This window comes from Halothece sp. PCC 7418, from assembly GCF_000317635.1.
Taxonomy (GTDB): Bacteria; Cyanobacteriota; Cyanobacteriia; order Cyanobacteriales; family Rubidibacteraceae; genus Halothece.
The window spans coordinates 3,488,087-3,502,165 of record NC_019779.1; the positions used below are offsets into that span (position 1 = coordinate 3,488,087).

Consider the following 14,079-nt stretch of genomic DNA (forward strand, 5'->3'; position numbering starts at 1 on the left):
CACCCGTGAATTATCCTTCCTCTTTCTTCGATTGTTGGGTTCGTCCTTTGTATAAGCCAATAACATAACCAATTACTCCTGCCCCGATTGCTGCTTGCGAAACAAACAACAGGCTTTCAACTTCACCACTGGGTAGTTCAATCATATTACCAAACCACGGTTCATAATCGGGCTTTAATTCTCCAATCGCTGCTTCTGCTTCTCCATCCGCACCCCCATATTCACCGCGCACAAAGACAAGAGGCAAAATGGCAAGTGCAACAACAGTTAAAATCAGCAACCAGTTTCCTTGTGGTTTCTTTTGATTCGTTTGATTCATCATTTTTTAGGATTCGGTTTTCAATAATTTCAGCGTTTGCAGTTCATCCACTGCGTAAGATTGCAGCCAATTCCAGACCAATACTGTGAGTAAACCCTCACTAATGGCTAAGGGAACTTGAGTGACAGCAAAAATGCCAGCAAACTTTAAGAAAGCAGTAATAAACCCACCATTAGCAGCAGGAAAAGCTAAAGCCAGTTGCACCGAAGTGACGATATAAGTTACCAAGTTTCCTAAAGCTGCTGCGAGAAAAATTCCTGCTTTGGGTTTCCCCCAACTCATTGTCAGGCGATAAACGCCATAAGCAACCCAAGGGCCAACAATCGCCATCGCAAACGCATTTGCACCCAAAGTGGTGATCCCCCCATGAGCGAGTAATACTGCTTGAAAGACAAGCACAAGGCTTCCTAATACCGTCATCACACCAGGACCGAATAAAACCGCCCCTAATCCCGTACCAGTGGGGTGAGAACAACTTCCTGTCACTGAGGGAATTTTGAGCGCAGAAAGCACAAAACTAAACGCTCCTGCTAAAGCCAGAAGTAATTTCAGTTCTGGGGTTTCACGGGTGACACGGGTTAAACTTCTCAAGCCAACCACAAAAAAAGGAAGCGCGACCACCCACCAAAAGACCGCCCAGCCCACAGGTAAAAAGCCTTCCATAATGTGCATCGCTTGCGCGGGAGAAGCTGCACCTATCACTAAGTAAAAACTTAAAGCTACCATTAACGCTAGATGTACTAGCCGAGATTTTCGAGTCACTTATTTTTCTCCTATTATCTATTTGTTATCACTCCCCTCTCTTTCTTGAGTGACCTGATGGAAATATTGATTGCTAAAGAAATAATGCAATTGAGAGATTCGTCAGTTCACCAAATCGTCCAGAGGAAACTGATCCATCACAATTCTCGAATCATCATCAATTGCAAACGATTAACTGGCAATGGAAAACTTTTTAAATCATTCATCATCCGTACCTCGCGGAGCTAATTGAACTTGAATGTTGCATCGACGGGCATTCTGACTCAGAGGCGTTAACCTTCTTCACAGTTGCGGGACAGTGGCAGACTTTCACTGCGCTTTCCCCGTTTCCTCTAGCGACTGCTCCCCGCTAGAATCGATGACCCTGCTAATCATATCAATTCTGTTGCGCCCTGACAAATGACTATAATTAGTTGCCGTTTTAGATCACCATGAGTGGGCGTTACCCACCCGACGACTAATTGTAGAACGAAGAACAAAAATCAAGAATGTCCCTCACCTGTCTGAGAATTTTCATAATCAAGTTAAACAGATCGACTTAATTTTATAATTAACCAATCTCGCTTCTCAAGTTCACTTAAGCCAAGATAATCTTCTAATGTCCAATATTGAGTAATGAGATCGACCACTTCATAAAACTCTTCATCGCACTCTTTCTTAAACGAGTCTGGACTATGAAATAAATGTTTGATTTTCTTCTCTGAAAGACGTGATAGAAATTTAAGGGTCAAATAGTACGGTGTTTTGACCTTACACAAGTATTGATCTTGATCTCGAATTACATATCCTTCAATCTCTACTTGATTACTGAGTTTTAAAACCTCAGCTAAACTAGCTTGAAAGTGTTTTGGTCTAGGAATCTCAAGTTTATTTCCTAATTCGTCTAGTTCTTCTTCTGTAAAACAATAACCTGAAGTTTTTTCTCGACATCCGATTAAATAAATACCATAGTTTTCTGAGGGAATGGGATGCGAGTCCTCAGGATGAATCACTTCAAAAAGCAACGTCTGATTTTTGTTTAATAAGTATTTAATCAGTGATCCGTAATGAGGTTTACTCATCTCTTTTCCCATATCAACATGAGTTCCACTGAGAGAACCCGTGGTCGTATAGAGCAAACCTTCTTGGTAAGGATGTTTAGTGATTGCAATCAGAAATCCATTGATTTTTTCCGATGCGGTAATGATTTTATCGAGGGGAGGATAGGTTTTATTTTCACCATAATTAAAAATTTTATCAAAGGGTCTTTGAACAATCTCACCACCTAACCCTAAAACTAGCCCTCGCGCCATTAATAAGTAAGGGCTTGTGTGCCATAAATTATGATAAAATACTTTGGCATTATAGCGATAAATGCTGAGATAGCCTTCCTCTTTATTCTTGATATTCTTATTCTTTAATCCTTCCAGTAAAGCATGGTTGGGGGAATAACAATAATGGGAACAATCAACGGTTGCTAAGTCACCTGTTGCGGTTAAACCCACTAATTCCCCTCCTAATGCTTGACCCGCTTCTAAAGCAGAAACTGGAGAATCAATTAGATTTGAACGTTTACCTGTGGGCGGAATATGACCTCTCACTAACTGATAAGAATTATCTCCTCTTTCAAATAAGGTTTTATAGACTTGATCGGTGTCGTGGGGTTGATCGAGTTTAGAAAAACCTCGGATTAAATGTTGTTTGGGGGTTAAATAAGGATCAAACCATTCAATATCCGCATGGACATAAACAGTATGTTGATGAATGTAATAGGGCGGAAGACGTTTCAAGAAATGGGTAATTATTTTAATTTCTTTTTTGTCACACTGGGTTAAAATTTCATGTAAGGTTTTTTGCGTGGACAGCGATCGCGGTTTCTTTTCTTCTTGTAATCCCCGCAGTAAGTTTAAGTCATGATTCCCCAGCACACAATAATGACCCGAAGAAACTGCTTTCATCACCCGCCGTAGTACGCCAATCGAATCATACCCTCGATCCACTAAATCACCGAGAAATAAAACTCTCCGTTGGGGATCTTCTGAGTGCATCAGTTTCTCTTCTACCCATTGATATCCCATTGCTGTTAAGAGTTGATCTAATTCCTGTGTCATCCCATGAATATCGCCGATGACATCTAATTTGATATCATCAGAAATGGAGTAAGGATCAATAGTAATTTCAAAATAATCGCTGGTGAGGTGAGGATAACGAGACGCTTTTTGATGTCTGCGAATTTGTTTTTCTAGAACTGCTGAAGGAACAATTCTTTTGCGCGATCGATTCCGTTGATGTAATTCCTCATCACTAACATCAAAAATTAACACTTGATAGGAACAATCGAGCTTTTGGGCAATTTTAATAAAATCCCCTCTGGTCTGATCATTTAGCATTGTCGCATCAATGAAAGTGGTTAATCCTTCTCGCAGTCGAGAATGCGTAATCTCTTCCATGATCTGAAAAATTAACCGATCATCCACAGGTTGCGGAGATTCCCCTTCACAAGTCGGTCTAGACCCATAACATTGTTCTCTGAGGGCATCAGACGAGAGAATGAGGGAGGGATGATAGTCTTTTGCTATCTGTCCACAAACGGTCGATTTCCCCGATCCTGAAGGACCCGATAAGATAACCAAACTTCCTACTTTAATGTTGACTTTCATTGTTGCTTGAAATGGCTCAAAAACTTTGGCGAGAATTCCGCCTACTTGCATTAGAATAACTAATTCTTAAGTATTTTTCTGTTGTCTTCGCTTTTAGCAAGTCAAAGCGCGATCGCGCTGCTATTCTAATAACCAACCAAAAACTAACCCCACACTTAAGTAGGGTCTGCTGAATAAAGCTGAAAGTTTTACCTGAACTTTGGATTTGAGGCGATTAAGATCTAAGTAAAAATGCAAGTCCATTGATTGTTCAATCGTCAAAACCTTGCCTGGGGCAACTTGCCTCTTGCCTTACGAAACCAACATAAGGACTTTTTCAGCAAGCCCTAAGTAGAGTAGGCATTGCCCACCCTACTTTAAATCACTAATTTATTGCACCACTGTTGCGGTTTGTGGGTTTAGTTTATTCCCTTCTTGTAAAGCAGCAGAGAGGCGATTCAGCGCATTAATATAGGCTTGTGCAGAAGCAACGATGACATCTGTATTTGCGGAATGACCCGAGTAAACATTTCCTTCATGACGTAAGCGGATGGTGACTTCGCCAATCGCATCAATTCCCGCCGTTACCGACTTTACAGAATATTCAATCAACTCGTTAGGCACTTTTACCACACGGTTAATGGCTTTATACACTGCATCCACCGGACCGGTTCCGATCGCAGCATCGGTTAATTCTTCCCCTTGCGGACCGCGAATCGTCACAGTTGCGGTGGGACGGGAATGATCGCCACAAGACACCTGCACTAATTCTAAGCCAAAGATATTCGGGGCTTGTTGAGTTTCGTCATTAACAATCGCTTCGAGATCCCAATCGGTAACGACTTTTTTCTTATCTGCGAGGTCTTTAAACCGCAAAAAGGCTTTATTTAACTCGGTTTCAGATAGTTCATACCCTAAATCTCGCAGACGGCTACCAAAGGCGTTACGTCCTGAATGTTTTCCGAGAACAATTTGGTTACTCGTCCAACCAATGGATTCTGCATCCATGATCTCATAAGTTTGCTTATGTTTAAGAACACCATCTTGGTGTATCCCAGATTCATGAGCAAAGGCATTTCCACCGACAATTGCTTTGTTCGGTTGAATGGGCATTCCCGTGAGATTTGATACTAAACGAGACGTTTTATAAATCTCTTTGGTGTTGATGTTGGTCAACGGTGCTTCCGATTCTGCGGGTCGTCCTAAGAATTGATTATAGAATTGACGGCGGACGTGGAGTGCCATCACTAATTCTTCGAGGGCTGCATTACCAGCGCGTTCTCCAATCCCGTTGATGGTACATTCTAACTGTCTTGCGCCATTTTGAATTGCAGAGAGGAAGTTGGCGACTGCTAAGCCCAGATCATTGTGTCCGTGAACCGAAATAATCGCTTGTTCAATGTTGGGGACATTTTCTTTTAAGCCACGGATTAACGCACCAAACTCTTCAGGGGTGGTATAGCCCACGGTATCAGGAATATTAATCGTGGTTGCGCCAGCAGCGATCGCGCTTTCTACGACTTGATAGAGAAATTCTGGATCGGATCGCCCCGCATCTTCTGCGGAAAATTCCACATCATCAGTAAAGGTTTTTGCATACCCGACCATTTTCGGGATTGTCTCTAACACCTGTTCTCGGGTTTTACGCAGTTTATATTCTAAGTGAATATCAGAGGTGGCGATAAAGGTATGAATCCGTCCTTTCGCTGCGGGTGCGATGGCTTCTCCTGCTGCTTTAATATCACCTTCCATCGCACGGGCTAAGGCGCAAATCGTCGGACCATCAGGTGTTCCCACATTTTCTGCAATGGCTTTTACCGCCTCAAAATCTCCCACACTGGAATAGGGAAACCCTGCTTCAATCACATCTACGCCCAAGCGAGACAAAGCGCGAGCAATCGTTAACTTTTCATCTCCATTTAAGGTCGCCCCTGGAGACTGTTCACCATCGCGGAGAGTTGTATCAAATATTATAATGCGATCGCGTTCGTTACTCATAGATCATTATTTTCTAACAATTAAGCACACGGTTTGATCTTCAATTTTAATCGATCTTTTCAATACTTTCCCGAATATCATTCAGGTCAATATAGCGGTCAGTTGCATTCCGCAGTTCTCGGGCGATCATTCCTTCGGTAGAAACAACGGTAATGTGGGTATTTTTGGATCGTAATAGCTCGATCGCGCGTTCAAAGTCCCCATCCCCACTAAATAAGATAACTCGATTATACTGCTCAACGGTATTAAACATATCAATAACAATTTCTATATCTAAATTCGCTTTTTGGGAATAGCGACCCGATACGTCATCATAATATTCCTTTAAAATCTTAGTGCGGACTGTATAACCTAAACTAATCAAAGCATCGCGGAACCCTCTTTGATCTTGAGAGTCTTTTAATCCTGTGTACCAAAACGCATTGACAAAACTAACGGTCGGTTCATTTTTAAAGTAGTCTAAAACTCGCCTGGGATCAAAAAACCAGCCATTTTTTTGCTGGGCGTAAAACATATTATTTCCGTCCACAAAAATTGAGAGACGGTTCGGATGACAATTCATAATAACAACACTAATTATTGACAATAAATTAAACTGAATAAGTAACTTTTAAATCTTTACTTTTGCTCAGTCATTTTTTAAACAAAAGCAATATCAGTCGTGCTTTCTGCTGTTCTAGGTTGCAACTAGACTGAACAGAAGCTCAACTGGACTCAGACATTAAGACATAAAATCAGGGGTAAGCCCAATGGTTACCACCTTCGATTAAAGTGTTGGTTTCGATAAAAATTATGATTAAATAAATTAAGAATAGTGACAGACATTTAGCAATAATAAAGAATAAATTTTCAACAAAATGGAAGCAATAATAAATTGAGAAAGCGTTAACTTTCTAAACTAAAATATAAGAATTAACTTCCGCCTTAGGAAGCAAGGGTGAAGCCTGAGTTAAATCCGACTCAAACCCTCTCTAATCTATAATACCGAATTTTTTTAACTAAATGTAGAATAATGTTGCCCAAAATACTGCGAAAACCGCGCCGAATTCCCTTTTTCAAACCAGAATCCCGATTCTATGCGGTCACTTGTCTTTTTGCTGGCGTTTTGATGGGAATGACCTGTGATCCCGTTAATGCTTGGTTTTTTGCTTGGATTGCTTTCGTTCCTTTATGGCTTTGGGTCGTTCAGCAATCCTCCTTGCAGCTAAAATCAATTTTACCAGTCCTCACCTTCGCGATCGGTTATTACGGGGTGACTCTGTTTTGGATTACAGGTGTTCATCCCATGAGTTGGATGGGTGTTCCATGGTTGAATAGTCTTTTGATCGCGATCGCGTGCTGGTTGATTTTAATCGCGTGGGGAAGTGTTTTAGTCACCTTCTGGTCATTGGGAATGATGACCTGTAATCGTTGGCTACATCATCCCTTACAACGGATTATAGTTGGGGTTGCGATTTGGTGTAGTTTAGAAACCCTCTGGAGTTATACACCACTCCACTGGACAACATTTGCTTTCACCCAAAGCCCCCATAATCTCACAATTTTACAACTGTTGTCGATTTCAGGAACAACCACAGTTACCGCAGCGATTGTTTTGTTTAATGGACTGGTGGCGGAAGCGATTCTTTTTGGTTATGGAAGAAATCAGTTTCGCCAAGCGGGTGGCTTCATCATGGGCGCGATTGCGCTATTGATTAGTTTACATCTTGCAGGCTGGTTCTTATACATCCAACCTTTAGAAACTTCACCCAGTCAAGCTATTCGGGTTGGAATCATTCAAGGCAATATCCCCAATACAATTAAACTTTATCCCGAAGGTTGGCGCAAAGCAATTGATGGTTATACCACAGGTTACATTAAACTAGCACAAGCAGGCGCAGATGCAGTTCTCACCCCAGAAACCGCCCTTCCTTTCCAATGGACCCAACAAGTCAACCAGGGTAGCCCTTTCTATCAAGCTATTTTAGATCAGAGTGTTCCTGCATGGGTCGGCGCATTCGGTCGTAAACAAGGGCGTTCCACCAATAGTTTATATAGCATTAATGGAGAGGGAGAAACCCTGAGTCGGTTTGATAAAGTCAAGTTAGTCCCTTTAGGAGAATATATCCCCCTAGAAGACTGGTTAGGAAAAGTTATTGACCGTCTTTCTCCTCTCGACTCTCATTTAGCCAAAGGAGATCCAGATCAAACCTTTCTCACCCCCTTCGGAAAAGCCATTGTTGGTATTTGTTACGAATCTGCTTATGGCGAACATTTCCGCCGTCAAGCAGCCAATGGCGGAGAGTTTATCCTCAGTGCGTCTAATGATGCCCATTATAGTGAAACCATGCCCGCCCAACATCATGCTCAGGATATCATGCGAGCCATTGAAACCGATCGCGCAATGGTTCGCGCCACGAATACGGGATATTCTGCGATCGTTGATCCACGAGGGAATACCTTGTGGTTATCGAATATGGATGAATATCAAACTCATCTGGGAACAATTTATAAACAACAAACCAAAACCTTATATGTCCGTTGGGGAAATTGGTTAAATTGGGTTTTAGTCGGTTTAGGAATAATGATTATTGCTAAAGCAATGATGCAACAAAGAAGAGATAGTTAATACTACTTGCTATGATTTTAGGGGCAATTGCTGGAGATATTATTGGCTCAATTTATGAGTCTCCTTTGCGAAATATTAAAACAAAATCGTTTCCACTTTTTCAATCACAAAGTCATTTTACAGATGATACCGTTTTAACTATCGCGATCGCGGATGCGATTCTAAATAATGAAAGTTACAGCAAAAAATTAAAAGAATACTATCACTGTTATCCTAATGCGGGGTATGGGGGAAACTTTCGTCGTTGGGCTGCTTCTGATCAAAGTGAACCCTATTATAGTTTTGGGAATGGATCAGCCATGCGAGTGAGTGCAGTGGCTTATGCGTTTTCGGATTTAGAAACGGTTAAGATAGAAGCCTTAAAAAGTGCAGCGGTTACCCATAATCATCCTGAAGGAATTAAAGGGGCGCAAGCAGTTGCAACAGCTATTTTTTTAGCGCGATCAAATTCTAAGAGAATAGAAATTAAGCAAAAAATTGAAGCAGACTTTCAATATAATTTAAATGAAACGGTATCTGAACTGCAAAAAAGTTATCGTTTTGATGTGTCTTGTCAGGGATCAGTTCCCCAAGCGATTATTTGTTTTTTAGAAGCAACTGATTTTGAAGATGCGATTCGGAATGCGATTTCTATTGGGGGAGATAGTGATACCATTGCTTGTATGGCGGGTGCAATTTCAGAAGCCTTTTATCAGGGGATTCCTGATTTTATTCAAGAAGAAGTGAATCAAAGATTAGATCCAAAATTGAAGCAAGTGATTGAACAATTCCAAGTTTTTATTAGTCATTAGTCACTGGTCATTAGTCACTGGTCATTAGTCATTTGGTAACTGGTAACTGGTAACTGGTCATTGGTCACTGGTTACTGGTTACTGAAATTCCGATCGCGCTCAGCTAATTTAAGTAAAATCTCTTCATGAAAAGTGCGAGTAATGGGATAAATATAAGCAAGAATAATCCCGCCGATTAAGAGAATACTGGGAATCGGACCAATTAACAAACGGATGGCGAGTAATGCAGAATCAGGTTGTGTAATGGCGTTGGCTTGTTCACCACTACTGGAAATAAAGCCAGACCAATCTAAAATTTTACCCACCATAAACAGCGCGATCGCGAGACCAATTTTCTGCAATTGCACCACAAACCCATAATAAATCCCTTCCCGTCTTTGTCCCGTTTCTAACTCATCTAAATCCACCACATCGGGTAACATTGACCAAGGAATCAGATAAGCCACCGCTAACCCCGCACCTGCTAACACTCCAATTCCATACATCGCAATCAGTTGACCCGGTTGGAGTAAAAATAAGCCCGCTTGTGCGATTAAAGTTAAAGGAATTCCGATACAATAAACGATGCGCTTTCCTAAGCGTTGTGCTAAATAATTCCAAAATCCCATCATTAGCAGTCCCGTTCCCTGTACCGCTAACGCCATTTGGGTAAAGTGATGGTCGGGAAGTTGCATCCAGTTAACAACAAAATAAGGTAGCATTGTCGCTGTCACTTGTACACCCATCCAAGAACAGAGGTAAATCCCAATAATGAGGAGAAACGGGCGGTTACTCAATGCAATGCGAACTTGTTGGAGAATGGGAAGGGTCGGTGGACGAGACACTTGTGTCCGTTTCTGTTGTAGGCTTTGAAATCGTTGATAGGTTCCCCAAATACAAAGATAAACCGATAACGCAGCGATCGCGCCACAGATTCCCCCAACCACGACATATTTCTGTTGCGGATGATCAATGATGCTAAAAATCCCTTGTGCGATCAATAACCCCAGAATACTCCCACCAATACTAAACGCTGCTTTATAGCTGACTAAACTCGTGCGTTCGTCATAATATTCTGTCAATTCTGCGCCAAGGGTCGCGTATGGTAAAACAACCGCAGTAAAAGCAATATAAAATAGTACCCCAATTATGGAATAATAAACAAATAATCCCGTCTCATTTCCCACATCAGGAACCCACCAGAGTAACGCAAAACAGATTCCCAACGGAATCGCACCAAAAATCATCCAAGGATAACGCCGTCCCCATTTTGATTGTGTGCGATCACTTAACCAACCGATAACTGGGTCATTAATCGCATCCCAAACTTTTCCAATCAGTAAAATGATTCCCGCTAAGCCAGCATTTAAGCCAGCAACATTAGTCAGGAAAAAGAGGAAGAAAAAGGCTAAGACACTCCCTGTGATTTCACTGGCTAATTCACCCACACCATAACCAAATTTTGTGGATAAATTAATGGGAGTGCTTCCATTAGACGATGATTTGGGAATCTCCATAATCTAATATTAAATATTTAAAGGTTTCTTATATATTGAATTTATTAGAACCAGTTAATAATCGGGAAAACGTGAAAAGTAATCACCTGCCACGAACAACTAATGACCAATGACCAATGACTAATGACTAACCAAATGACCAATCGAAAAACCCTGAACCTCCCTGAAATTAAACTATCTTATCTTGAATGGGGAACTCCCGAAAAACCGCCCTTACTCCTCCTACATGGCTTAGCGGATCAAGCGATGGTTTGGTCAAGTTTGGGAGAAAAATTAGCCCCACAATACCATATCATTGCACCTGACTTACGAGGTCACGGCGAAAGTAGCAAACCCGATGAAACTCATTACACCTTTCCCGAAGTCATCGCAGATCTAGAAGCGTTATGTGATGCTTTCGGTTGGCAATCCACCCATATTTTAGGACATTCTTGGGGCGCAAAAGTGATCGCCTACTGGGCGCAAAAATCTCCCCAGCGTTTTCGGAGTATGGTACTAGTTGATCCCTTCTTTATTGGTCAACTTCCCAGTTGGCTGAGGATTACCTTTCCTATTCTCTATCGCACCCTCTCCACCCTTAAAGGAATGGGCCCTTTTTCTACTTATCAAGAAGCAGAAACCCAAGCGCGTGAGTTAGGGAAATATCAACCTTGGAATGACCTTCAACAAGAGGTATTTCGGACGAACCTTGAACAGAAATCAGATGGTCGCTGGGGGAGTAAGTTTACGATTCCCGCACGAAATGGCATTTTTAAGGAAGTGATGCGAGTTGATGGTTTAAGCCACCCTTTACATATTCCTACACTGCTTATTCTTCCAGAAAAGGGACTGAATCGTATGGAATGGCAAATTAAGCCTTATCGCAAGTACTTAAATAACTTAGAAATTGCGTCCATTCCAGGGAATCATTGGGCATTTTTAGGAGACCCCGAAACCTTTAATCAAACTGTCGCCCAGTTCTTGCAAGCATCTTGAGGATTTATGGCAAGTTTAAGAAATTGTTTTTATAATATAAAGCTAAACCACAAGAGAAAACTAAAATGTTCAATTTTTTAGATAATTTAATTGGAAACTTAAAGTTAAACTCTAAGATTAAAACAATTTTTCTCTTAGTAATGCCGATTTTTTTGATCGGAATTATAATAACAGGATTAGCTTTAAATCAAATTCTGACTAGTAGTTATAAATCAGAGGTGACTTCTAAAGCCTTACTCGCCATGGAAACGATGAACTCCGTTAGGGAATATACGAGTAACCACGTTAGACCAGAACTAGTTGATCGCTTAAAATCAGAGTTTTTACCAGAAACAGTTCCTGCTTATTCAGCCACAGAAGTCTTTAAAAATTTAACCGCCAATCCGAACTATCAAAACTTTTCTTATAAGGAAGCAACTGTAAATCCTACTAATCCTAGAGATCAAGCAGATGAGTTTGAAACGCAACTGATTCAACAATTTCGTCGGCAACAAGATGTAGAAGAGTTGAGGGGATTTCGTTCCTCCGCTAGAACCAAGAGTTTTTATATTGCACATCCCTTAAAAGTGTCTCAAGCAAGTTGTTTAGAGTGTCATGGTAATGTTAGTGATGCTCCACAGTCATTAATTGATAAGTATGGTACAGAGGGGGGATTCAATTGGGAACTCGGTCAAATTGTGGGAGCACAAATTGTTTCTGTGCCTGCTGATCAAATACAACAGCAAACGAAACAAGCGATTAAGGTAACCATGGGATTTATGCTTGCTTTTTTAGCCACTATGGTAATCACTGTCATCTTAGTGAATTTATCTTTGCAACGATATGTGATTCGTCCAATTAAGAAAGTAGCTCGTGCCGCAGAATCGATTAGTCATAAGGACTTTGATCTATCCCTGTTGAGGCCGGTTCAGTCACGCTTAGATGAATTAGGACATTTAGCTAAAGTATTTCAAAATATGGCTGATCAAGTTTATACACGAGAGCAACAATTGGAACAGAAAGTTACTGAATTGAAAGTCAAAATTGACCACAATCGGAAAGAAAAAGAGGTCAAAGAGATTGTGAACACGGATTTCTTTAAAGATTTAGAAAATAGAGCTCAATCTCTACGCAAACGTCATAAAAAAAGTTAAGATTAATCACTTCTATAGCAGTTTTCACCCTCACCCCGAGCTCCTCTTCCCAACTCCCCCTCACTTCGTACCAACAACTGGTTACTGGTCACTGACTGAGGATCTTGAGTCGGGCTTCTCGCAAACTTAGCTAAGTTGTGGATAGCAGGAATGCAGGAATGTAGAATGAATGATGATCGGAACAGAAAAAGACAAGAGGACTTAATCCCCTTGTCTCCTTCTTAACTAAAGAGCGCGATCGTTAGGCAGTTGCTTTTGTGCCTGCTACGGATTTTTGGGTTGGGCTATCATACCCAGACCCACTACCATTATCGGCTGCTGCATCAGCTTGTGATTTAATACGAGCAATGGAGAAGGCGAGTAAGCCGAATACAGGCTTAGCGAGTAAGTCAGCGATGGTATAACCAATTTGAACGCTAACCGTTGCAACTGGTCCTGTAATTCCCAACTCTGGGAGTAAGTAGGCAATGGGATAAACGCCCCAAGAGGCAAGAATTAACCAGCGCATTCCTGAAATCAGGGTTTGTACTTCTTCTGGCTGACGCATGATTGCGCCTTTGAGTTCAAACCACAGGACAAAGAGAATGTAGGCAAACGGGACGGTACTGACTGCACCCCAAATTGCGCGTCCTTGAATGGTTTCAGCCACTTCACCAGGATAGCCCGTGGCAATCATTAACACCGCAGCCACTGCTAGTTTAATAAATAGTGGGCGTGAGGTTTGCTTCGGTAAACCGAGGACTGCCACTGCTTCAATGAGGAGTAATGGCACCGTTAACAGCCAATCCACATAACGATAGGCATCATTAAACACTTGCCCACTGGCGACATAGTTGCCATCCTCTAAGACATAAGCAGCTTCCCAACTGTTGAAGATGCGGAAATAGTGATAGGCTGCAATGCTGACAATGAGACCCGAAATAATCACAGCGACTCGATAGCGAGTGCCAACTAACTGCTTACTATTAAAGAAAAATAGAGCAGCAGCTAACATGGCAGCGATCGTTAAAGAAAAGGCGTTATAGACTAAGTTAAATTGCTCGACGCTCAGCAATTCTGGCGTTGCTGCCAAGGTGTAGCTATTCATAATTCACTCTCAATTTTTAGCTCTTTTTGCTTCGCGATTAATTCCAACTTAATTAAACTTAATCGCTATCTCCCTCCCTCTTATTAGTGAAGTCTTAATCCCAAAATACATCCCTAGAGAATGATGGTTATAAATAGAATTGTCTTGTTATAATTGCGCGTACAAGTAGCAGCAAAAAAAATGAATAAACCCAGCACCAAAGACTCTTAGGAGATCACGATTATGTTTTCACTCAGAAAACTGAGCCTATTTGAGTGATTTAGAACTGCCAAGTCTGAGGTGAAACTTGCTA

General features: G+C 41.4%; 11 protein-coding genes and 1 riboswitch. Of the genes, 4 read left to right on the forward strand and 7 right to left on the reverse strand.

The annotated features are described in order from the left end of the window. Positions 1-10: 10 nt before the first annotated feature. The 5 genes from PCC7418_RS15985 to PCC7418_RS16005 all read right to left on the reverse strand — a co-directional run bounded on the left by PCC7418_RS15985 (position 11) and on the right by PCC7418_RS16005 (position 6,259). Positions 11-322 carry an energy-coupling factor ABC transporter substrate-binding protein gene (locus tag PCC7418_RS15985; protein WP_015227228.1) on the reverse strand — a complete coding sequence of 104 codons (312 nt, stop codon included), beginning with the start codon at positions 320-322 and terminating at the stop codon, positions 11-13. A gap of 3 nt (positions 323-325) precedes the next feature. Then, positions 326-1,045 (reverse strand): energy-coupling factor ABC transporter permease, encoded by a 720-nt coding sequence (locus PCC7418_RS15990; RefSeq protein WP_216086760.1) that lies wholly within the window; start codon positions 1,043-1,045, stop codon positions 326-328. A 266-nt stretch (positions 1,046-1,311) separates the two neighbouring features. Next, positions 1,312-1,456: riboswitch (cobalamin riboswitch) on the reverse strand. Positions 1,457-1,605: 149 nt separating this feature from the next. Then, positions 1,606-3,720 carry an AAA family ATPase gene (locus PCC7418_RS19540; RefSeq protein WP_171814923.1) on the reverse strand — a complete coding sequence of 705 codons (2,115 nt, stop codon included), beginning with the start codon at positions 3,718-3,720 and terminating at the stop codon, positions 1,606-1,608. A gap of 369 nt (positions 3,721-4,089) precedes the next feature. Next, complete coding sequence (locus PCC7418_RS16000) at positions 4,090-5,697, reverse strand: 2-isopropylmalate synthase (protein ID WP_015227231.1); 1,608 nt, start codon at positions 5,695-5,697, stop codon at positions 4,090-4,092. 46 nt (positions 5,698-5,743) lie between these two features. After that, positions 5,744-6,259 carry an NYN domain-containing protein gene (locus tag PCC7418_RS16005; RefSeq protein WP_015227232.1) on the reverse strand — a complete coding sequence of 172 codons (516 nt, stop codon included), beginning with the start codon at positions 6,257-6,259 and terminating at the stop codon, positions 5,744-5,746. A gap of 546 nt (positions 6,260-6,805) precedes the next feature. Here PCC7418_RS16005 and lnt point away from each other — a divergent pair. Then, complete coding sequence (gene lnt, locus PCC7418_RS16010) at positions 6,806-8,305, forward strand: apolipoprotein N-acyltransferase (protein WP_041596739.1); 1,500 nt, start codon at positions 6,806-6,808, stop codon at positions 8,303-8,305. Positions 8,306-8,316: 11 nt separating this feature from the next. Further along, positions 8,317-9,096 carry an ADP-ribosylglycohydrolase family protein gene (locus tag PCC7418_RS16015; RefSeq protein ID WP_015227234.1) on the forward strand — a complete coding sequence of 260 codons (780 nt, stop codon included), beginning with the start codon at positions 8,317-8,319 and terminating at the stop codon, positions 9,094-9,096. A gap of 71 nt (positions 9,097-9,167) precedes the next feature. Here the strand turns inward: PCC7418_RS16015 and PCC7418_RS16020 are convergent, their stop codons facing one another. Beyond that, positions 9,168-10,592 (reverse strand): MFS transporter, encoded by a 1,425-nt coding sequence (locus tag PCC7418_RS16020; RefSeq protein ID WP_015227235.1) that lies wholly within the window; start codon positions 10,590-10,592, stop codon positions 9,168-9,170. A gap of 135 nt (positions 10,593-10,727) precedes the next feature. Here PCC7418_RS16020 and PCC7418_RS16025 point away from each other — a divergent pair, with 135 nt between their 5' ends. Together PCC7418_RS16025 and PCC7418_RS16030 are read left to right on the forward strand one after the other, a co-directional pair. Beyond that, entirely contained in the window at positions 10,728-11,567 is an 840-nt protein-coding gene (locus tag PCC7418_RS16025) for an alpha/beta fold hydrolase (RefSeq protein WP_041596294.1), read from the forward strand. A gap of 65 nt (positions 11,568-11,632) precedes the next feature. Next, the gene (locus PCC7418_RS16030) at positions 11,633-12,700 is read left to right on the forward strand and encodes a DUF3365 domain-containing protein (RefSeq protein ID WP_015227237.1); all 1,068 of its coding nucleotides are present in this window, start codon (positions 11,633-11,635) and stop codon (positions 12,698-12,700) included. A gap of 241 nt (positions 12,701-12,941) precedes the next feature. Here PCC7418_RS16030 and PCC7418_RS16035 read toward each other — a convergent pair whose 3' ends face one another. Further along, positions 12,942-13,787, reverse strand: a complete 846-nt coding sequence (locus PCC7418_RS16035) for a bacteriorhodopsin-like (RefSeq protein ID WP_015227238.1) — start codon at positions 13,785-13,787, stop codon at positions 12,942-12,944. Between the last annotated feature and the right edge of the window lie 292 nt (positions 13,788-14,079).

Excerpts from the sequence above, each read along its gene's own strand:
- PCC7418_RS16025 (WP_041596294.1), top strand. The coding sequence starts at position 10,728 with ATGACCAATCGAAAAACCCTGAACCTCCCTGAAATTAAACTATCTTAT.
- lnt (WP_041596739.1), top strand. The coding sequence starts at position 6,806 with ATGGGAATGACCTGTGATCCCGTTAATGCTTGGTTTTTTGCTTGGATT.
- PCC7418_RS16020 (WP_015227235.1), bottom strand. The coding sequence starts at position 10,592 with ATGGAGATTCCCAAATCATCGTCTAATGGAAGCACTCCCATTAATTTA.
- PCC7418_RS19540 (WP_171814923.1), bottom strand. The coding sequence starts at position 3,720 with ATGAAAGTCAACATTAAAGTAGGAAGTTTGGTTATCTTATCGGGTCCT.
- PCC7418_RS16035 (WP_015227238.1), bottom strand. The coding sequence starts at position 13,787 with ATGAATAGCTACACCTTGGCAGCAACGCCAGAATTGCTGAGCGTCGAG.
- PCC7418_RS16000 (WP_015227231.1), bottom strand. The coding sequence starts at position 5,697 with ATGAGTAACGAACGCGATCGCATTATAATATTTGATACAACTCTCCGC.
- PCC7418_RS15985 (WP_015227228.1), bottom strand. The coding sequence starts at position 322 with ATGATGAATCAAACGAATCAAAAGAAACCACAAGGAAACTGGTTGCTG.
- PCC7418_RS15990 (WP_216086760.1), bottom strand. The coding sequence starts at position 1,045 with ATGGTAGCTTTAAGTTTTTACTTAGTGATAGGTGCAGCTTCTCCCGCG.
- PCC7418_RS16005 (WP_015227232.1), bottom strand. The coding sequence starts at position 6,259 with ATGAATTGTCATCCGAACCGTCTCTCAATTTTTGTGGACGGAAATAAT.
- PCC7418_RS16015 (WP_015227234.1), top strand. The coding sequence starts at position 8,317 with ATGATTTTAGGGGCAATTGCTGGAGATATTATTGGCTCAATTTATGAG.
- PCC7418_RS16030 (WP_015227237.1), top strand. The coding sequence starts at position 11,633 with ATGTTCAATTTTTTAGATAATTTAATTGGAAACTTAAAGTTAAACTCT.